Origin of the sequence: Stenotrophomonas sp. S39, assembly GCF_016624665.1 — a bacterium.
Classification (GTDB): domain Bacteria; phylum Pseudomonadota; class Gammaproteobacteria; order Xanthomonadales; family Xanthomonadaceae; genus Stenotrophomonas.
The window spans coordinates 25,881-44,979 of the sequence record NZ_JACVTT010000010.1 but is presented as its reverse complement, the minus strand read 5'-3'; the positions used below and the strand labels follow the sequence as shown (position 1 = coordinate 44,979).

The following is a 19,099-nucleotide window of genomic DNA, read 5'->3' as shown; positions in this document are numbered from 1 at the left end:
AGGAAAGAAGTCGTACTGCATGTCCCGCTGGCGTCCCCCCGCAGAAAAAAGCACCGCCCTGATCACTGCCGCCGGCCACGCCCGGCTGAAAGCCGAACTGGATGACCTGTGGCGCGTGCGCCGCCCGGAGGTGGTGAAGGCGCTGGCTGCTGCCGCTGCCGAGGGCGACCGCTCGGAGAATGCCGAGTACACCTACCGCAAGAAGCAGCTGGGCGAAATCGACCGCCGCGTGCGCTACCTGACCAAGCGCCTGGAATCGCTGCGCGTGGTCGACACCACGCCGACCGACCCGCAGGCGGTGTTCTTCGGGGCGTGGGTGGAGCTGGAGAACGTGGACAGTGGCGAAACCAGCCGCTATCGCATCGTCGGCCCGGACGAGACCGATGCAGGGCTGGGCTGGATCAGCATCGACTCGCCGCTGGCGCGGGCGCTGCTGAAGAAGCGCATCGATGACGAGTTCGCAGTGGAGCTGCCCGGTGGGCAGTTCACGTTCGCGGTGATCGGCGTGGAGTACGCAGCGCCGTAACGTCGACGGTCGGTCGACTGCGCCGCTGTTGGTAGAGTCGACTGTTAGTCGACTATCGCGCGCAGCGCGGGGGTTTTCATGGACCCAAGGGCAATGTAGTCGACTAACAGTCGACTCTACCAACAGTCGACTCTACCAACAGTCGACTCTACCGAAGCAGAGGCAGCGGCGGCGGGTACTGGCGGCCGGGGCGCAGCGGGCGGAAATAATCGGCGTTGCCGTAGAAGGCGTCATCCTGCTGCTCATGCCAGCCGGGAATACCTGCCAACGGCAGCGGCCGCAGCTGCAGCGGATCACCCAGCACCCTGCCCTCGCCGATGGCGCGCGCCACCGTGTCGATACACGCGGCTTCCTCTTGAGCCTGCACCAGCACGCACTTGCCCACCAGCAACCGGCCCGGCAGCAGCGTCTGTTCCATCAGCGCGTGGCCGAACACCGCCACGATGCCGATGCCGCCGCCCTGCCAGTGCGATGGTTCAAACAGCGCGCGCCAGTCATGTGCATCCCACGCGGCCAGCACGGCCGGATCGCGCACCTGCACGACCACACCGGTTTCATCGAACTGGGTCAGCGCGGCCTGCGCGCGGTTGCGCTGGCCGGGCGCCATCGCCGCGATGTGCCGGCACTGCTGGGCATTGAGCGCGCGCTTGAGCGACGGCAGGCTGGCCCAGACCAGTGCGTTGAACAGGTCATGCCAGTTGTCCGCGCGGGTGGCGATGCGGCCTTGGGCAATACGGGTTTCGTAGTGCAGGCCGTCGGCCAGCAGCGCCGCATCCTGCTCCACCAGCTGCACGCCCGGCAGCGCCAGCCGGGCATCCAGCGCTGAGACGGCCGGCCACCCGGGTCCGGCCAGCAGATCGGCGAAACCGCGCACGCCGGCAAACAGCGGATGGTCGAACACCCGCGCATCAACCGCCGCACGCAGTGGCGGGATGAAGCGACGAGGGCCGCCTGCGTCGCCGCCGGCGGCCGTCGCTGCGGTCACAGCACCTTGAGGTCGAACGCCGGGCGGGCAGCGCTGGGCAGCGCGTCACCGTACAGGTCGTGCTCGTCGCTCTCGGTGATTTCCACGTCGACGAACTCGCCCACGCGCAGCGGCACCTGGTCGGCATTCTGGATGTGCACCAGGCCATCGATTTCCGGGGCATCGGCCTTGGAACGGGCCACGGCGATATCGCCTTCGATGGCATCGACCAGGCACTGCTGCACGGTGCCGATCTTGGCTTCCAGGCGTGCAGCGGAAATCTGCGCCTGCTTTTCCATGAAGCGCGCCAGGCGCTCCTGCTTCACTTCTTCCGGCACCGCGTCCGGCAGGTCGTTGGCGGTGGCGCCCTCGACCGGCGAATAGGCAAACGCGCCCACGCGGTCCAGCTGCGCTTCGTCCAGGAACGACAGCAGTTCTTCGAACTCGGCCTCGGTCTCGCCCGGGAAGCCGACGATGAAGGTCGAGCGCACGGTGATGTCCGGGGCGATGCGGCGCCAGTTCTGCACGCGCTCGAGGGTCTTCTCGACCGCACCGGGGCGCTTCATCAGGCGCAGGATGCGCGGGCTGGCGTGCTGGAACGGAATGTCCAGGTACGGCAGGATCCGGTTTTCCGCCATCAGCGGCACCACCTCGTCCACGTGCGGGTACGGGTAGACGTAGTGCATGCGCACCCAGGCATCGAGTTCGGACAGGCCTTCGCACAGCGCCTTCAGGCGGGTCTGGTAGGCCTTGTCGCGCCACATCTTCTCGGCGTACTTCACGTCCACGCCATAGGCCGAGGTGTCCTGCGAAACCACCAGCAGTTCGCGCACGCCGCCGCGCACCAGGCGCTCGGCTTCGCGCAGCACCTCATCCACCGGGCGCGAGACCAGCTTGCCGCGCATCGACGGGATGATGCAGAAGCTGCACTTGTGGTTGCAGCCTTCGGAAATCTTCAGGTACGCGTAGTGGCGCGGGGTCAGCTTGATGCCGTAGTCCGGCACCAGGTCCACGAACGGGTCGTGCCTGGGCGGCAGCGCTTCGTGCACCGCTTCCATCACGCTCTGGTAGTCCTGCGGGCCGGACACCGCCAGCACGTTCGGGTACGCCTCGCGGATCTGCTCCGGGCGCTTGCCCAGGCAGCCGGTGACGATGACCTTGCCGTTCTGGTTCATCGCCTCGCCGATGGCGTCCAGCGACTCGGTCACCGCCGAATCGATGAAGCCGCAGGTGTTGACCACCACCACGTCGGCCGAATCGTAGGACGGGACGATGTCATAACCTTCCGAGCGGAGCTGGGTGAGGATGCGCTCGGAATCGACAAGGGCCTTCGGGCAGCCAAGGCTGACGAAGCCGACTTTGGGGTTCAGCTGGGACATGGAAATCGCGGGACTCTGGGGGCCTGGGCCCCTGCCGGCATGGCAGGGGGTCCTGGGGGCCGGGGCCTGAAAGGGCGCCAGTATACCGGGGTTGGTGGCCGGGCTCTGAACGGCCAGCCGCCTGATCGGGCACAGCCGCTGACACGCCGCTAACCCGGCCAGCGTCGACAATGCAGGCCTGTCCCCTGCAACGAGGTACCCGACGATGTCCGAATGGATCACCCTGGATACGCATCATGGCCCGGTCCGCGCCTGGCAGGTCCTGCCCGAAGGCAAGCCGCGCGCGGCGCTGGTGGTCATACAGGAAATCTTCGGGGTCAACGCGCACATGCGCGGGGTCGCCGAGCGCTTCGCCGCCGAAGGCTACGCGGTGCTGGCGCCGTCGTTCTTCGATCTGGTCGATGGCCCGGAGTCCGACCCCGACGCCCTGCCCTACAGCCCCGAGGGCGTGAAGGACGGCCTGGAGCGGGTCAACACCCTGGGCATGGAGAAGGCGCTGGAAGTGGTGCGCGCGGCGGCGACGCGCCTGGCCCCCTACGGCAAGGTCGGCACCGTCGGCTACTGCTGGGGCGGCAGCGTGGCCCTGCTGGCGGCGATGCGCCTGGGCCTGCCGTCGGCCAGCTACTACGGCGGCCGCAACGTCAATTTCCTCGACGAAACGCCGAAGGCCCCGGTGATCTTCCACTTCGGCGCCCAGGACAAGAGCATCCCGCCGGAGGCCGTGCAGGCCCACCGCGAGAAGCTGCCGCAGATGGCCACCTACGTCTATCCGGCCGACCACGCCTTCAACCGGGAGGTCGGACATGCGTATGATCCAGACAGCGCCGCCCTGGCGCTGCAACGCACCCTCGATTTCTTCACGGAGCATCTTGGATGAGCGATTTCGAACTGGATTCACGCCTGGCCACCGACAGCGTGCTGGTTGCTGAAGGACCGTTGTCGCAAGTGCGGTTGATGAACGACGAACGATTCCCCTGGCTGGTCCTGGTGCCGCGCCTGGCCGGGATCACCGAGTGGATCGAGCTGGACGGCGAGCAGCAGGACAAGCTGCGCACCGAACTCAACCGCGCCTGCAAGGCCCTGCATGGCTCGGACGGGGTGGAGAAGATCAACATCGGGGCACTGGGCAACATCGTGCGCCAGCTGCATTTCCACGTGATCGGCCGCCACGACGGCGATCCGGCCTGGCCCGGCCCGGTCTGGGGCAGCGGGCCAGCGCACCGTTACGAGCCGGCCGCGCTGGACCAGCATGTCGCCTACTGGAAGGAACGGCTAGGATATCCGGCCCACCCCTGAGCCTTTGACGACCCGATGCGATTCAATCTTGTCGCCGCCATCCTGCTGATCCTGATCGGCTTGTTCATGCTCGCCAGCAACCTGGGCTGGACGCACCTGAATGTTTCCAAGCTGTTCCTGACCTGGTGGCCGGTCGGCCTGGTCGGCGTCGGCATCGCGATGCTGTTCGGACGCGGCAAATAAGGTAGCGCCGGGCCACGCCCGGCGAATCTGGCCAACGCCGGGCATGGCCCGGCGCTACCGACAGGTTGCTCAGGTACGCGGCAGGGTCACGCCGGTCTGGCCCTGGTACTTGCCGCCGCGGTCCTTGTACGAGGTTTCGCAGACATCGTCAGCCGCCGCCTGGAAGAACAGCATCTGGGCCACGCCTTCGTTGGCGTAGATGCGCGCCGGCAGCGGCGTGGTGTTGCTGAATTCCAGGGTTACGTGGCCTTCCCACTCCGGTTCCAGCGGGGTCACGTTGACGATGATGCCGCAGCGGGCATAGGTGCTCTTGCCCAGGCACACCACCAGGGTGTCGCGCGGGATGCGGAAGTATTCCACCGTGCGGGCCAGCGCGAAGCTGTTGGGCGGGATGATGCACTCATCACCGACGATGTCCACGAAGCTGCCCGGATCGAAGTGCTTGGGGTCGACGATCGTGGAGTTGATGTTGGTGAACACCTTGAACTCGCGCGAGCAGCGCACGTCGTAACCATAGCTGGAGGTGCCGTAGCTGACGATGCGCTCACCGTTGGCATGCTTCACCTGCCCGGCCTCGAACGGCTCGATCATGCCGTGCTGCTCGGACATACGGCGGATCCAACGGTCACTCTTGATGCTCATGCTTTGTCCTGGGTGCGAGGGGCGCGTGGATTCTAGCAGGGGGCCGGGCAACCACGCCGCAGCCCCGCGGTGGCTGCCTCAGAGCAGCGAGGACAGGATCTGGATCGACGCCCGCGGGCGCTTGCCCACTTCCTCCACCAGGCGCTCGGCGGCCCGGCGATACGCCTGGGCGGCGGTCGAATCGGGCTGGGCGACGGTGATCGGGCTGCCGGCGTCGCCCTGTTCGCGGATATCGATCTGCAGCGGCAGCGACCCCAGCAGCGGCACGCCGTACTGCGCAGCCATGCGCTCGCCACCGCCCTCGCCGAACAGGTGTTCGACGTGGCCACAGTTGCTGCAGGTGTGCACGGCCATGTTCTCGACGATGCCCAGCACCGGCACCTCCACCTTCTCGAACATCTTCAGCGCCTTCTTCGCATCCAGCGTGGCGATGTCCTGCGGCGTGGTGACGATGACCGCACCGGCCAGCGGGATCTTCTGCACCAGGGTCAGCTGGATGTCACCGGTACCCGGCGGCAGGTCGATCAGCAGGTAGTCCAGGTCGTCCCACAGCGTGTCTTCGAACAGCTGGGTGAGCGCAGCGGTCGCCCGCGGCGCGCGCATGATCAGCGGCGTCTCGTCTTCCACCAGGTAGCCGATGGACATGGTGTCCACGCCGAACGCACGCATCGGTTCGATGCTCTTGTTGTCCGGGCTTTCCGGGCGGCCGGACAGGCCGAGCATGGCCGGCACGCTGGGGCCGTAGATGTCCGCGTCCAGCACGCCTACGCGGGCACCGAGCTGCTGCAGGGCCACGGCCAGGTTCACCGAGGTGGTGGACTTGCCGACGCCCCCTTTGCCCGAACCCACCGCGATCACGTTGCGGATGCGCGCATGGGGCGACAGGCCCTTCTGTACCTGGCTGGCATGGGGACGACGGGCGGGGCTGTTCACTGCGGACTCCGGAAGCGGTTCGTGGGGACTGGCAACCTCCCATCATACAAGTTGGACCCACCGGGCCAGGCAATGAACGCCCTCCGGTTGGCACTGACGCGCCTACCGAACATCTGCTACCGTCCGAATCCGTTCACCAATCAGTCAGCTTTCGACCTCGATCAACGCGCAGCCCAAGGACAAGAAATGCACGTGATTCCCCGCTTCCGCCTGGGTACCGCCCTGGCCCTGGCCCTGGCCGGCACCTCTGCCCACGCCGCCCCCGTCCCCATTGAAGACCTGGCGCGCCTGCCGGCGCTGCAGTCGGTTTCGATGAGCCCTGACGGCAAGCATCTGGTCGCACTGATCCCGTCCCCGGCCAATCCGGAAGAAACCGCGCTGGCCAGCTGGGACACCGACAGCCTGTCCGGCGGCCCGAAGGTGGTCACACCGTCCGGCGACCGCATGAAGTTCATCGCCGCCGCGGCGCTGAAATCCGATCGCATCCTCGCTGTCGGCCGCCAGGAATGGACCGGCCAGCTGGGCGGCTGTGGCGAAGGCAGTGTTTCCGGCGCGACCAAGACCTTCGTGGTCAAGACCTACCTGACCGACACGACCCAGAAGGATTTCGGCGAAGCCTTCGCCGACAACACCCGCAAGCTGGGCGTCAGTGAGCAGACCCAGCGCTGCCTTGAACTGGGTGGCACCGCGTCGCTGGTCAACATGCTGCCGCTGGATCCGGACCGGGTGATCATCCGCCAGCTGAGCGAAATCTCGCTGACCGCCAACTACTATCTGTACAACCTCAAGACCAAGGAAACCGAGCTGCTGTTCCGCGGCGGTACGCGTGCCCAGCCCGCGCTGTTCGACGCGCGCACCGGCAAGGTGCTGGCCAAGGCACAGATCGAACCGGTCAGCGGCGACTACGAGCAGCAGGTGCTGATCCTGGACCCGTCGTCCGGCCAGTTCGTGCTGCAGAAGCCCCTGCTGTCCAAGCTGTCCAACCGGCACACGGTGGAGCTGGCCGGCGTGGATGACGCCACCGGCAAGTACTACATCCTGACCGACCTGTTCTCGGACAAGGTCCAGGTCCATCTCTACGACGCAAAGCTGCAGAAGTTCGACCCCGAGCCTGTCCTGGCCAACCCGAACTTCTCCATCGCCAGCCTGGTGTTCAGCACCCAGCCGAAGACCTTCAACCAGGTCGTGGGCTTCACCATCGATGGCCCCAGCGCGCAGACGGTGTACGTGGACCCGACCCTGAAGTCGATCCAGGACACGCTGAAGCAGGCCGCCGGCGGCCGCCAGGTGGAAATCGCCCGCTACAACGATGATTTCTCGCGCATCCTGTTCCGCGCCGTCGGCCCTGATGCGCCCACCAGCTACTTCCTGCTGCTGGACCGCAAGAATGTGGTCAGCCTGGGCAGCGAGCGCCCATGGATCGCCAAGGGCGCCACCGGCGAAGAGCGCTGGGTCACCTACAAGGCCCGCGACGGGCGCGAGATTCCCGCCATCCTGGACCTGCCGCAGGGCTGGAAGGACGGCGACCCGGCACCGCCGGCCATCGTCAACCCGCATGGCGGCCCCTGGGCGCGCGACTACGTGCAATGGGACGCCTCGGGCTGGATCGCACTGCTGACTTCGCGCGGCTACGCGGTGCTTCGCCCGCAGTACCGCGGTTCGTCGGGCCTGGGTCGCGAGCTGTGGATCGCAGGCGACCGCGAATGGGGCCAGAAGATGTCCGACGACAACGACGACGGTGCCGCCTGGCTGGTGTCGCAGGGCTTCGCTGCCAAGGACCGCATCGCGATCTTCGGCTACTCCTACGGTGGTTTCGCCGCTGCTGCGGCGACGGTGCGACCGAACTCGCCGTACCAGTGCGCCATCGCTGGTGCGCCGGTGACCGATCTGGCCCGCCTGGGCACGTCGTGGAGCGACAACCGCCTGCAGCGCATCCTGCAGGGGCAGACCGTCAAGGGCATGGATCCGATGCGCAACACCGCGTCGGCCAACATCCCGGTCATGCTCTTCGTCGGTGACCGCGACGTGCGCACGCCCTCGTTCCACGCACAGGGCTTCTACGACGCGGTCAAAGGCAAGGTGCCGGCGAAGTTCCACCTGATCGCCGACCAGCAGCACAGCATGCCGTGGTACCCGCGCCAGCAGCGCGAGACGCTGGGCCTGATCGAATCGTTCCTGAAGAACGACTGCGGCCCCGGCGGCCTCTGATTTCACCGTTAACACAAAGATGTGAAGAAAAACCCTCTCGATCCTGAACCGAGAGGGTTTTTTTGCTTCAAAAGCCCCGGATATCTTTTAAAAACAACGAGTTATAAATTTTCATATTCATATTGCATTTAGCTAACGCCCTACTTACACTCGCTTAACCGAAGCATAACAAGTGGGGATCCAACCGAAATGCGCACCGCCAATCGCCAGATCAAGCCAAGCCGCGTCCCATTGACCCTCGCCGTCCTCGCATGCCTGCAGGCCGCGCCGGTCTTTGCCCAGGAAGCGGAACCGCAGCAGCCGACGACCACGTCGAGCAGCGCGTCCAAGAACGCCACCAACCTGGATGCCATCAGCGTCACCGGTTCGCTCATCAAGCGCCCGGAGTACGAAACCACCTCGCCGGTGCAGGTCATCTCGATCGAAAAGGGCATCGCCTCCGGTCAGTTCGACACCGCTGACTTCCTGCAGACCTCGGCGATCGCCGCTGGCTCGACCCAGATGAACAACCAGTTCGGCGGCTTCGTCGTCGAAGGCGGCACCGGCGTGCAGACCGTCTCGCTGCGTGGCCTGGGCGCCAACCGCACCCTGGTCCTGCTCGACGGCCAGCGCCCCGGCCCGGCCGGTACCCGCGGCCAGGTCGGCTCATTCGACCTGAACGTCATTCCGCAGGCCATCCTGCAGCGCATTGAAATCGTGAAGGACGGCTCGTCCTCCATCTACGGCTCGGACGCTCTGGCCGGCGTGGTCAACCTGATCACCAAGAAGAGCATCGACCGCCCGGAGATGACCTACTCCATGAGCGTTCCGCAGCACGGCGGCGGCGAGCAGTTCTCTGCCTCGATCGCCAACGGCTGGAACTTCGAGAAGGGCAGCATCGTTGCTGCGGCCCAGTGGGACCGCCTGAACGCCCTGACCGTGGGCGACCGTGACTTCTTCTCCTGCGCCCAGGACATGGTGTGGGGCACTGACGGCAAGCGTATCGACCGCGAGGATCGTTCGATCCTGGCCGGCACCGACCTGGCAGGCTGCAGCACCGGCAACCTGTACGCCAATACCATCATCAACTACAACAACTCGGCGATCCGCTACGTGCCCTCGCCCGATGGCAGCACTGTCGGTCCGTTCCCGGGCTACCGCCCGCGTCCGCGCCCGACCCCCACCTACGCCAACGGTGGTACGGCCTATTACGAGGACGTGCTGAACTACCCGTTCTACCATGACCAGGAAGTGATCAACCAGCGCGAACGCGCCACGCTGTACGCCGCCACCGATTTCAGCTTCGACAGCTTCAACTGGAAGACGCAGTTCCTGTACAACCGCCGCGAGACCAAGGCGCACTCCTGGCGCCAGTTCTTCCCGATCGTGTACAGCGAAGCGGCCGATGACCTCTTCCAGGTCATCATGCCGTTCCCGAGCGACCAGAAGATCACCGTCGACTACTTCTACGGCACCACCAAGTTCGATGGCCAGTTCAAGTCCACCGAGAGCTGGGCCTGGGAAATCAATGCCGGCTACAGCCGCTCGAGCGGCGATTACGGTGCGCTGGCCATCGATGCGACGCGCACGGGTGATCTGTCCTACGACAACAGCGGCGACATGCCGGTTGACTACTTCAACGCCGGCTTCCTGAGCGGCCAGCGCATGGACGAGCTGGTGAACGCGATCGGCCGGTACCACACTGGCAACACCGTGTACGAACAGACCAGCGCGAACGCCATCCTCAGCGGCAACCTGTTCACGCTGCCAGCCGGCGACGTCGCCTCGGCCTTCGGCGTCGAGTTCCGCAAGTACAAGATCAACGACACCCCGTCGGAGTTCTCGCGCTCGGGCAACATCTGGGGTTCCAGCACCGCCGACATCACCAAGGGCACCGACAAGGTGAAGGAAGCCTTTGCCGAAGTGGACGTGCCGCTGCTGAAGGGCATTCCGGGCATCGAATCGCTGTCGGTCAACCTGTCCGGCCGCGTGTTCGAATATGACTCCGTGTCGGGTTCGGACAAGGTCTGGAAGACCGGCGTGAACTGGCAGATCGTCCCCTCGCTGCGCGTCCGCGGCACCATGGGCACCTCCTACCGTGCGCCGGGCCTGTATGAGCTGTACCTGGGCAACCAGACCGGCTTCCTGGCCCAGAACCAGATCGACCCCTGCATCCTGTGGGGCGACAGCAACAACGACTTCCTGCGCGCCAACTGCGGTGCTGCTGGCATTCCGGAAACCTACGCCGGCGGCGGTGGCAGTGCCACCATCTATTCCGGTGGCGGCGCTGGCCAGCTGAAACCGGAAACCTCCAAGGCCAAGACCCTGGGCCTGGTGTGGACCCCGACCTTCGCCAACCTGAACATCGCGCTGGACTACTTCGACTACGACGTGCGCGGCGAAATCACCCAGCTTGACGAATACGACATCGTGTTCGGCTGCTACGGTTCGGCCGTGTACCCGAACTCGTTCTGCAACAACCTGGTGCGCAACAGCCCGACCGATCCGGCCAACCCGAACCAGATCACCACCATCTACAACCAGTACGTGAACATCAACCGCGAGCGTACCCGCGGCTACGACCTGCAGATCAACTACGACAACGACTTCGCCTTCGGCAAGTTGTCCGCCGAAGCGCAGGTCACCTACACGCTGGAAGACACCTACCAGCTGTTCGATTCGGCAGCTGACAGCGGCTTCACCACCTCCGACCAAGTGGGCTACATCGGCCGTCCGAAGACCGTCGGCCTGGCCAGCGTGAGCCTGGAACGCGGTGACTGGGCCTTCAACTGGCAGGGCGTCTACAACAGCAGCACGCAGAACAAGGATCTGGACCGGACCTTCACCTACTCCGGCTACCAGAACGCAACGCGCGACATCAAGGCCGGCTGGCAGTTCCGCCACAACGTCTCGGTGGCCTACAACATGGACGACTGGAGCCTGATGGTCGGCGTGCGCAACCTGCTCGACAAGGCACCGGACCTGATTTCCAACACCGCCGGTACCCGCTACGGCAACACCCCGCTGTACGCGTCGCAGTACGACTGGTACGGCCGTACGTTCTTCGCCCGGGTTTCCTACAAGTTCTGACCGGCGACAACGTCAACATGAAAAGGGCGGCTTTGGCCGCCCTTTTCTTTTGTCTTCAGCCCGGCAGCCGACGCGCGGACAGACACGCGACACGCCAGCTTGCGCAAAGCCCACGCCACTTCTGCGCAAAGCTTCGCTTAACCCCCTATTCATCTCCATTGTTGGCTTACAGACGTAACCATCACAACTGAGACTAAGCCACTGTATTTGTTGCAATTTGATGAACAACTGGGACACGAAGTGCGTCAATGCGTGATGAAAACATGCATTTCCCGTTAAGGCCATGTTAGGTTCGAGTCAAGTCAGGACGACACATGAACAAACACAGAACCATGGCACGGAAGCCAGCATTCACATCCATTAGGGGGTTTCACGCATGACGATTCACCGCACGCCCGGTCGCCACCCGCTGACCTGCGCCCTGCTGGCCGGCCTCATGGCCGCCGCCGCCGTCCCCGTCCTGGCGCAGGAAGCCAGCCCGGGCTCCAATCCGGTTGATCTGGACCGCATCAGCGTGACCGGCTCGCGTATCGCGCGCACCGGCTTCGTCACCCCCTCTCCGGTGACGGCCATCACTGCCGAAGAAATCCGCGCCACCGGCGCGAACAACATCGGCGACCTGATGACCCGCATGCCGGCGCTGACCCCGAGCTACACGCTGGGCAACTCCACCCGCTTCATCGGTACCGCCGGCGTAGGCCTGCTGGACCTGCGCGGCTTGGGCACCTCGCGCACGCTGGTGCTGGTCAACGGCCGCCGCCACGTGGGTGCGACCTCCGGTTCGACCTCGGTGGACGTGAACACCATTCCGGTGGAATGGATCGAGCGCGTGGAAGTCATCACCGGCGGCGCCTCGGCCGTGTACGGCGCCGACGCCGTGGCCGGCGTGGTCAACTTCATCATGAAGAAGTCCTTCGACGGCGCGGAAATCCGTGGCCAGACCGGCATGGCCGATGAAGGCGGCTTCAACCGCTCGTTCGTCAGCGTGTCGGCCGGCACCGATTTCGCCGGTGGCCGCGGCAACGCCGCCATCGCGCTGGAATACAGCAAGCAGGACCGCTTCGTGCGCACCGACCGTGCCATCGGCCGCGAGTACCTGGTCTCGGTTCCGAACCCGAACTACGACTCCTCCAAGCCGCCGAGCGAAAGCAACCCGCAGACCGTGCTGAGCGGCCCGGGCGGCAACCACTCGATCTCCTACGGCGGTACGTTCACCCTGGGCACCTTCAGTGCCAGCAATCCGGCCACTTGGGGCAACCGCTACCAGTTCAACCCGGATGGCACGTTCCGCAAGCAGCGTTACGACGGCATCGTGGTCAGCAACAGCAGCTGCACCAACTGCGACTTCGCCGATCTGAACGCCGTGGCTGACCTGCAGCCGGAGTTCGATCGCAAGAGCGTGAACACGATCGTCAACTTCGATCTGACCGACAACCACCGCCTGTACTTCGAAGGCAAGTACACCGAGACCGAGTCGGACTTCCTGGCCCAGCCGTCGTTCGATACCACCATCCGCATCCAGCGTGACAACGCATTCGTGTCGCCGGAACTGCGTGCGCTGATGCTGGCCAACGGCGCCTCGTCGCTCACGCTGAACCGTTTCAACGTCGATGCCGGCCAGCGCGGCGAGCACGTGGAGCGCAACACCCAGCGCTTCGTGTTCGGCATGGAAGGCAACCTGAGCGAGAACTGGACCTACGATGTGTACGGCAACTGGGGCCAGAGCGAGGTCAAGCGCTGGAACCTGAACAACCGCATCAACGAGCGTTGGCAGGCTGGCCTGGACGCCGTGATCGACCCGGCCACCGGCCAGGTTACCTGCCGCACCACCCTGGACCCGAACGCCATCAATCCGCACACCGGCCGCGTCTACTCGGCATTTGGCCGTGACGGGTGCGTTCCGTTCAGCGTGCTGGGCAATGGCCAGGTCACCCAGGCCGCGCGCGACTGGATGAACGTCAATTCGTACAACTTCTCGCGCATCCAGCAGAGCGTGTTCAGCGCATCGGTTGCCAATGGCTCGCTGTTCAGCCTGCCGGCCGGTGACGTGGGCGTGGCCGGTGGCGTGGAATACCGCCGCGAGAAGAGCCGCGAAATCACCGATCCGCTGGCCGCACAGGGCCTGACCTTCCTCAACGCCATTCCCAACCGCGCCGGCAAGTACGACGTGCGTGAAGCGTTCGTGGAAACCACCGTGCCGCTGCTGGCCGACATCCCGGGTATCTACAACCTGACGATGGATGCCGCCGGTCGCTGGTCCGACTACAGCAGCATCGGCAAGACCACCACCTGGAAGGTCGGCCTGGACTGGACCATCATCCCGTCCCTGCGTGCGCGCGGTACCCTGTCGCAGGCCGTGCGCGCACCGAGCATCGGTGAGCTGTACAACCCGCAGAGCGAGAACTTCGCAACCGTCGCCGACCCCTGCAACTACCTGGTGACCAACAGCAACCGTCCGTCCACCGCCAAGGATCCGGCGCTGCGCCAGGCCAACTGCTCGGCGCTGGGCATTCCGGTGGGTTGGGTCGACACCTACACTGCCAGCCGCCCCGGCGTGAGCGGCGGCAACCCGGACCTGAAGCCCGAGCGCGCTCGCAGCTTCACCTACGGTCTGGTGTGGCAGCCGGAGTTCCTGCAAGGGTTCGGCATGTCGATCGACTACTGGAACATCAACCTGAAGGACGCCATCGGTGCAGTGACCGCGCAGACCAATGCAACCCGCTGCGTCGATTCGCCGGGGGGCGTGGGCAACGCGTTCTGTGACCAGATCGTGCGTGCACCGGTTGGCGGCTTCACCGACGCCACGGGCCGCGCCTTCCCCGAGTACTCGATCACCCGCTGGACCGCGCTGAACGAAAACCTGGCCCGCTCGCGCCGCATCGGTGTCGACCTGGAAATGGACTACCGCTTCAAGCTGGCCGGCGGCGATACCGTGGTGCGCTTCGTTGGTACCCGTCTGCTGCAGTCCCGCGAATGGGCCTTCCAGGACTTCCCGGATGAATACACCGAGTACGTCACCTACGTGACCGATCCGCGCTGGCGCGCCCAGTTGCAGACCAAGTACTCGCTGGGCCAGTGGCGTGCGTCGTGGGACATGACCTACGTGGACGGCAATCTGCGCGTGACCCCGGACAGCTACAACAGCAACCCCGGTTCGCAGAGCCCGATCCGAAACGGTTCCTACGTGTACAACAACTTCCAGTTCGGCTATCGCTTCCCGGGCGACAAGATCGACGTGTACCTGGGCATCGACAACGCCTTCGACAAGGATCCGCCGGTGAACTACTTCGGTTCGGACGTGGGTTCGGCGCTGTATGACAACGTGGGCCGCTACTTCTACATGGGCGCCTCGTACAAGTTCTGATAGCGCTTCAAGGCAGTACCCGGAAAGGGCGGCGCAAGCCGCCCTTTCCTTTTCCGTATCTGGCGGTCCGGCCAACGGCTGCGGGGTTTGCAATCGGCCATGACCTTCGACACCCTTGCAGGGCGGGCCAGCGGCGTATCGTTCGGCCCACGGCCGCCCCAAACGGCCCTTCCCTGAATCACTCGGCCTGGAGGCCATTCAAGTGACCCGTACTCCCAAGATCGTGCTGCTGACCCTGGCCGTTTCGGCCGCGCTGGTCGGCTGCGGCAAGACCGACACCCCGGCAAAGGACGCCACCGCCTCCACGCCGGCCGCCACTGACCAGGCCACCACCTACAAGCTGGACGAGGCCAAGCTGCCGGCCTACAACGCCTTCCAGGCCAGTGACCTGGACAGCGCGATGGACGCCTGCGGCGCCTTTGGCGACTACGTCAACAGCAAGTGGCTGGCCGCCAATGAGATTCCGGGCGACCGCACCAGCTGGGGCGCCTTCACCATCCTCGACGAGCGTTCGGTGGCCGTGCAGCACCAGCTGGCCCAGCAGCTTGCCCAGGTCAAGAACCCGAACCACATCGAGAAGATCGTCGGCGACCTGTGGGCCACCGGCATGGACGAAGCCAAGATCAACGCCCAGGGCATCGAGCCGCTGAAGGCTGACCTGGCCGCCATCGACGGCCTGCAGGACAAGGCCGCCATCGCCGATTACCTGCGCACCAGCGCCGCCAAGGGCGACAACGTCCTGTTCGGCTTCGGCGCCGAAGCGGACTTCAAGAACTCGGCCATGAACATGGCCTACGCCAGCCAGGGCGGCCTGGGCCTGCCGGACACCACCTATTACACCGACACCAAGAACGCCGACAAGCTGAAGGCCTACCAGGCGCACGTCGCCAAGGTGCTGGAACTGTCGGGCGTGGCCGCTGCCGATGCCGCCAAGCAGGCCGAGGACGTGGTCAAGTTCGAGACCCGCCTGGCCAAGGCTTCCAAGTCGCGCGTCGACCTGTCGCGCAACGTCGAGCTGTTCTACAACCCGGTCACCCTGGCCGACGCCGACAAGCTGACCCCGAACTTCAGCTGGACCGAGTTCTTCAAGTCGCAGGGCGTTGCCGCACCGGAGAAGTTCTCGCTGGCCATGCCGGCCTTCCACGAGGAAGTGAGCAAGGCACTGGGCGACACCGATCCGTCGGTCTGGCGCGCCTACCTGCGCTTCCATACCGTTGATGGCGCCTCGCCGTACCTGGCCGACGCCTTCGTGCAGGAGAACTACGAGTTCTACGGCAAGACCCTCAATGGCCAGAAGGAACAGAAGCCGCGCTGGAAGCGCGTGCTGGGCACCATCGAGAACGATGCCGGCGAAGCCTTCGGCCAGCTGTACGTGAAGGTCGCCTTCTCGCCGGAAGCCAAGGCGAAGATGGAAGAACTGGTGAAGAACCTGGCCGCGTCGCTGAAGGAACGCATCCAGGGCCTGAGCTGGATGAGCGACGAGACCAAGGCCAAGGCCATCGCCAAGTGGGAAACCTTCACCCCGAAGATCGGCTACCCGGACAAGTGGCGTGACTGGTCGGGCCTGCAGACCCAGCGCGACAGCTACCTGGGCAACGTGCGCGCGGCCAACGAGTTCAACTACAAGTTCAACCTGTCCAAGATCGGCAAGCCGGTGGACAAGACCGAGTGGGGCATGACCCCGCAGACGGTCAATGCCTACTACAACCCGCTGCAGAACGAGATCGTGTTCCCGGCCGCCATTCTGCAGCCGCCGTTCTTCGACCCGAAGGCCGACGACGCCCTGAACTACGGCGGCATCGGCGCGGTGATCGGCCACGAAATGACCCACGGTTACGACGACCAGGGCGCGCGCTTCGGGCCGACCGGCAACATGGAAGACTGGTGGACCGCGGCTGACAAGAAGAACTTCGAAGGCCTGACCGGCAAGCTGGTCAAGCAGTTCGACCAGTACAAGGTCGACGGCCAGGCCGTGAACGGCCACCTGACCCTGGGCGAGAACATCGCCGACCTGGGTGGCCTGGCCACCGCCTACGACGCCCTGCAGAAGGCCACCGCCGGCAAGGAAGATCCGAAGGTCGACGGCTTCACCCGCGACCAGCGCTTCTTCTTCAACTGGGCCACCGTGTGGCGCACCAAGTACACCGCTGAAAATGCCAAGGTCCGCCTGGCCACCGACCCGCACGCCCCGGCGCAGTTCCGCGCCATGGGTGCGCCGTCGAACCTGCCGACCTTCGCCGCTGCATTCCAGTGCAAGGCCGGCTCGCCGATGGCCCGCACCGGCGACCAGCAGGTGGTGATCTGGTAAGCCGCGGCTGACGCCAAGGCAGACCCTCGAAGGCCCGGGATTTCCCGGGCCTTTGTTTTTGGCGGCTCCGGCCATCCACGCATGGCGTGGATCTACTGGCCATGCCACCCGGTAGCGCCGGGCCATGCCCGGCGGATGCGACGTGACGCATGCATCCCGTGCCCATGCACGGCTTGCTATAGTTCGCCCGCCCTCAATCCATCACGGATTCGTTCTACATGCCCAATTTCCGTCCGCTTGCCGTCGCCCTGGGTATCAGCCTGGCGACCCTGGTCCCGACCCACGATGCGTTCGCCGCCAAGAAGAAGGCCGTGCGCGCCCCGGCCGTCAGCGCCCAGTGCAGCGATTTCTACGATGCCACCAACGCGGACTGGCTGAAGGCCAACCCGGTGCCGCAGTCCGGCGCCGCCACCGCGCTGGGCCAGCTGGTCGACCGCAGCCGCCAGCAGCAGCGTGAACTGCTGGACGCCTCGATGAAGGCGCCGCAGGGCAACGTGCAGAAGCTGCTGGGCGACTTCTGGGCCAGCGGCCTGGACGAAGCCGCGGTGGAAGCCGATGGCTCCAACCCGATCGCCCCGCTGCTGACCCGCATCAACGCGATCAAGAAGGCCAAGGACGTGCCGGCCTCGATCGCCGCGCTGCACCAGGTCGGCATCCCGGTGGCCTTCAACTTCGGCCCGGACGTGGACCTGAAGGCGCTGGACCGCCACATCGGCTACTTCATGCAAGGCGGCATGGGCCTGCCCGACCCGGCGTTCTACACCCGTACCGACGCCGACACCGTGGCCCTGATGGGCCGCTACCGCAACTACGTCAAGCAGATCCTGGCCCTGACCGGCACCCCGGCAGCCAAGCTGGATGCCGAATCGCAGTCGGTGATCGAACTGGAAACCGAACTGGCCCGCAACGCGCAGTCGCTGGCCGGCATCAACAACCCGTTCAACAACTACGCGCCGATCTCGACCAAGGAACTCAACAGCCGCTACCGCAACCTGCAGCTGGATGCCTTCCTGAAGGCGCAGGGCGTGAACGACGACCTGGTCTCGCTGGCGGACCCGGGCCTGTTCAAGCAGCTCGACACCATGGTCACCAAGCTCAAGCCGGAACAGTGGAAGGCTTACCTGCGCTGGCGCGTGGGCGACTCGATGGCACCGTACCTGTCCAAGGCCTACCGCGACGCCGAGTTCGAGTTCCGCGGCCGCGTGCTGCGTGGCCAGACCCTGCCCGCGCAGCGCTGGGAAAGCGTCCTGGATGCCATCAACGTGGCCGCCGGCCCGATGGTCGGCCGCGAGTACGCCGCCCGCTACCTGTCCGCCGAAGACCGTCGCCAGGCGGCGTGGATCGTCGACAAGGTGCGTGAAGTGCAGATCGAGGCGGTCAAGAACAGCACCTGGATGAGCGCCGAGGCCAAGGCCGAAGCACAGGCCAAGCTGGGCGCGCTGAAGATCGAGATCGGCACCCCGCTGCGCGACCTGGACTACACCGTGCAGCCGATGGGCCGTGGTTCGTTCGGCGGCAACATGCTGATCGCTTCGACCTGGCGCCACCGCGAGGAAATGAAGCGCATCGGCAAGGGCAATGCCGACCGCCGCTGGGACGTGCTGCCGCAGCAGCCGTCGCTGGCCTACGATCTGGCGCAGAACCGCCTGATCGTCACCGCCGCCATCCTGCAGGGCCCGGTGTTCAACGCCAAGGCCGATGCCGCCGACAAGTTCGGCAGCTTCGGTGGCCTGGTCGGCCACGAACTGAACCGTGCCATCGATGCCAAGGGCGCCCTGGTCGATGCCAAGGGTGAACTGCGCAGCTGGTGGACCCCGGCCGACAAGACCGCCTGGACCCTGCTGGGCAGCCGCGTGGCCGCGCAGTACGGCGCCTACGAATTCCCCGGCGTGAAGGGTGCCAAGGTCAACGGCACGCTGACCCAGGAAGAGAACCTGGCCGACATCGCCGGCCTGGAACTGGCCTGGGCGGCCTACACCGCGCAGGAGCCGAAGGCCAAGCCGGCGCAGCAGCAGGACTTCTTCCGCGCCTGGGCTGCACTGTGGCCGCAGCAGCTGTCGCCGAACGAAGCCGCTCGCCGCCTGACCGCCGACATCCGTGCACCGGGCCGCTGGCGCACCAACGGCCCGCTGTCGAACCTGCCGGCGTTCGGCGCGACCTTCAGCTGCAAGGCCGGCCAGCCGATGCAGCGTACCGACGCCGAGCAGATCAAGGTCTGGCGCTGACC

General features: G+C 65.5%; 13 protein-coding genes. 9 read left to right on the top strand and 4 right to left on the bottom strand.

Annotated elements, in window-relative coordinates; all coding sequences use genetic code 11:
* The first annotated feature begins 19 nt into the window (after window positions 1-19).
* Window positions 20-526, top strand: a complete 507-nt coding sequence (gene greB / locus IAE41_RS05035; RefSeq protein ID WP_079222642.1) for a transcription elongation factor GreB — start codon at window positions 20-22, stop codon at window positions 524-526.
* A gap of 148 nt (window positions 527-674) precedes the next feature.
* Here greB and IAE41_RS05030 read toward each other — a convergent pair whose 3' ends face one another.
* Window positions 675-1,511, bottom strand: a complete 837-nt coding sequence (locus IAE41_RS05030) for a DUF3025 domain-containing protein (protein ID WP_200732318.1) — start codon at window positions 1,509-1,511, stop codon at window positions 675-677.
* On the bottom strand, window positions 1,508-2,869 hold the full coding sequence (gene rimO, locus IAE41_RS05025; protein ID WP_200732317.1) for a 30S ribosomal protein S12 methylthiotransferase RimO: 1,362 nt from the start codon (window positions 2,867-2,869) through the stop codon (window positions 1,508-1,510). Before rimO ends, IAE41_RS05030 begins: the two co-directional genes overlap by 4 nt.
* 205 nt (window positions 2,870-3,074) lie before the next feature.
* Between rimO and IAE41_RS05020 the strand changes: the two genes are divergently transcribed.
* The 3 genes from IAE41_RS05020 to IAE41_RS05010 are packed head-to-tail and all read left to right on the top strand — an operon-like array spanning window position 3,075 to window position 4,348.
* A complete protein-coding gene (locus tag IAE41_RS05020; protein ID WP_079222645.1) occupies window positions 3,075-3,746 on the top strand; it encodes a dienelactone hydrolase family protein in 672 nt (223 codons plus the stop codon).
* A complete protein-coding gene (locus tag IAE41_RS05015; protein WP_079222646.1) occupies window positions 3,743-4,165 on the top strand; it encodes an HIT family protein in 423 nt (140 codons plus the stop codon). Before IAE41_RS05020 ends, IAE41_RS05015 begins: the two co-directional genes overlap by 4 nt.
* A 15-nt stretch (window positions 4,166-4,180) precedes the next feature.
* On the top strand, window positions 4,181-4,348 hold the full coding sequence (locus IAE41_RS05010) for a DUF5668 domain-containing protein (RefSeq protein WP_174208692.1): 168 nt from the start codon (window positions 4,181-4,183) through the stop codon (window positions 4,346-4,348).
* A gap of 69 nt (window positions 4,349-4,417) precedes the next feature.
* Here IAE41_RS05010 and dcd read toward each other — a convergent pair whose 3' ends face one another.
* Together dcd and apbC are read right to left on the bottom strand one after the other, a co-directional pair.
* The gene (gene dcd, locus IAE41_RS05005; protein ID WP_079222647.1) at window positions 4,418-4,990 is read right to left on the bottom strand and encodes a dCTP deaminase; all 573 of its coding nucleotides are present in this window, start codon (window positions 4,988-4,990) and stop codon (window positions 4,418-4,420) included.
* A 78-nt stretch (window positions 4,991-5,068) separates the two neighbouring features.
* Window positions 5,069-5,923, bottom strand: coding sequence for an iron-sulfur cluster carrier protein ApbC (gene apbC, locus IAE41_RS05000; RefSeq protein ID WP_108758114.1), 855 nt, complete (start codon window positions 5,921-5,923; stop codon window positions 5,069-5,071).
* 186 nt (window positions 5,924-6,109) lie between these two features.
* Here apbC and IAE41_RS04995 point away from each other — a divergent pair, with 186 nt between their 5' ends.
* The 5 genes from IAE41_RS04995 to IAE41_RS04975 all read left to right on the top strand — a co-directional run bounded on the left by IAE41_RS04995 (window position 6,110) and on the right by IAE41_RS04975 (window position 19,097).
* Window positions 6,110-8,131, top strand: coding sequence for a prolyl oligopeptidase family serine peptidase (locus IAE41_RS04995; RefSeq protein WP_200732316.1), 2,022 nt, complete (start codon window positions 6,110-6,112; stop codon window positions 8,129-8,131).
* A gap of 189 nt (window positions 8,132-8,320) precedes the next feature.
* Window positions 8,321-11,200 carry a TonB-dependent receptor gene (locus tag IAE41_RS04990; protein ID WP_200732315.1) on the top strand — a complete coding sequence of 960 codons (2,880 nt, stop codon included), beginning with the start codon at window positions 8,321-8,323 and terminating at the stop codon, window positions 11,198-11,200.
* Between the two features lie 376 nt (window positions 11,201-11,576).
* Complete coding sequence (locus IAE41_RS04985; RefSeq protein ID WP_200732314.1) at window positions 11,577-14,564, top strand: TonB-dependent receptor; 2,988 nt, start codon at window positions 11,577-11,579, stop codon at window positions 14,562-14,564.
* 202 nt (window positions 14,565-14,766) lie between these two features.
* Window positions 14,767-16,872 carry a M13-type metalloendopeptidase gene (locus IAE41_RS04980; RefSeq protein WP_200732313.1) on the top strand — a complete coding sequence of 702 codons (2,106 nt, stop codon included), beginning with the start codon at window positions 14,767-14,769 and terminating at the stop codon, window positions 16,870-16,872.
* A gap of 218 nt (window positions 16,873-17,090) precedes the next feature.
* Window positions 17,091-19,097 carry a M13 family metallopeptidase gene (locus IAE41_RS04975; RefSeq protein ID WP_200732312.1) on the top strand — a complete coding sequence of 669 codons (2,007 nt, stop codon included), beginning with the start codon at window positions 17,091-17,093 and terminating at the stop codon, window positions 19,095-19,097.
* Window positions 19,098-19,099 lie beyond the last annotated feature (2 nt).

What these genes read in the sequence shown, in the direction of transcription:
- greB (WP_079222642.1), top strand. Translation starts at nt 20, where the DNA reads ATGTCCCGCTGGCGTCCCCCCGCAGAAAAAAGCACCGCCCTGATCACT.
- rimO (WP_200732317.1), bottom strand. Translation starts at nt 2,869, where the DNA reads ATGTCCCAGCTGAACCCCAAAGTCGGCTTCGTCAGCCTTGGCTGCCCG.
- IAE41_RS05020 (WP_079222645.1), top strand. Translation starts at nt 3,075, where the DNA reads ATGTCCGAATGGATCACCCTGGATACGCATCATGGCCCGGTCCGCGCC.
- IAE41_RS05015 (WP_079222646.1), top strand. Translation starts at nt 3,743, where the DNA reads ATGAGCGATTTCGAACTGGATTCACGCCTGGCCACCGACAGCGTGCTG.
- IAE41_RS05010 (WP_174208692.1), top strand. Translation starts at nt 4,181, where the DNA reads ATGCGATTCAATCTTGTCGCCGCCATCCTGCTGATCCTGATCGGCTTG.
- dcd (WP_079222647.1), bottom strand. Translation starts at nt 4,990, where the DNA reads ATGAGCATCAAGAGTGACCGTTGGATCCGCCGTATGTCCGAGCAGCAC.
- IAE41_RS04995 (WP_200732316.1), top strand. Translation starts at nt 6,110, where the DNA reads ATGCACGTGATTCCCCGCTTCCGCCTGGGTACCGCCCTGGCCCTGGCC.
- IAE41_RS04990 (WP_200732315.1), top strand. Translation starts at nt 8,321, where the DNA reads ATGCGCACCGCCAATCGCCAGATCAAGCCAAGCCGCGTCCCATTGACC.
- IAE41_RS04985 (WP_200732314.1), top strand. Translation starts at nt 11,577, where the DNA reads ATGACGATTCACCGCACGCCCGGTCGCCACCCGCTGACCTGCGCCCTG.
- IAE41_RS04975 (WP_200732312.1), top strand. Translation starts at nt 17,091, where the DNA reads ATGCCCAATTTCCGTCCGCTTGCCGTCGCCCTGGGTATCAGCCTGGCG.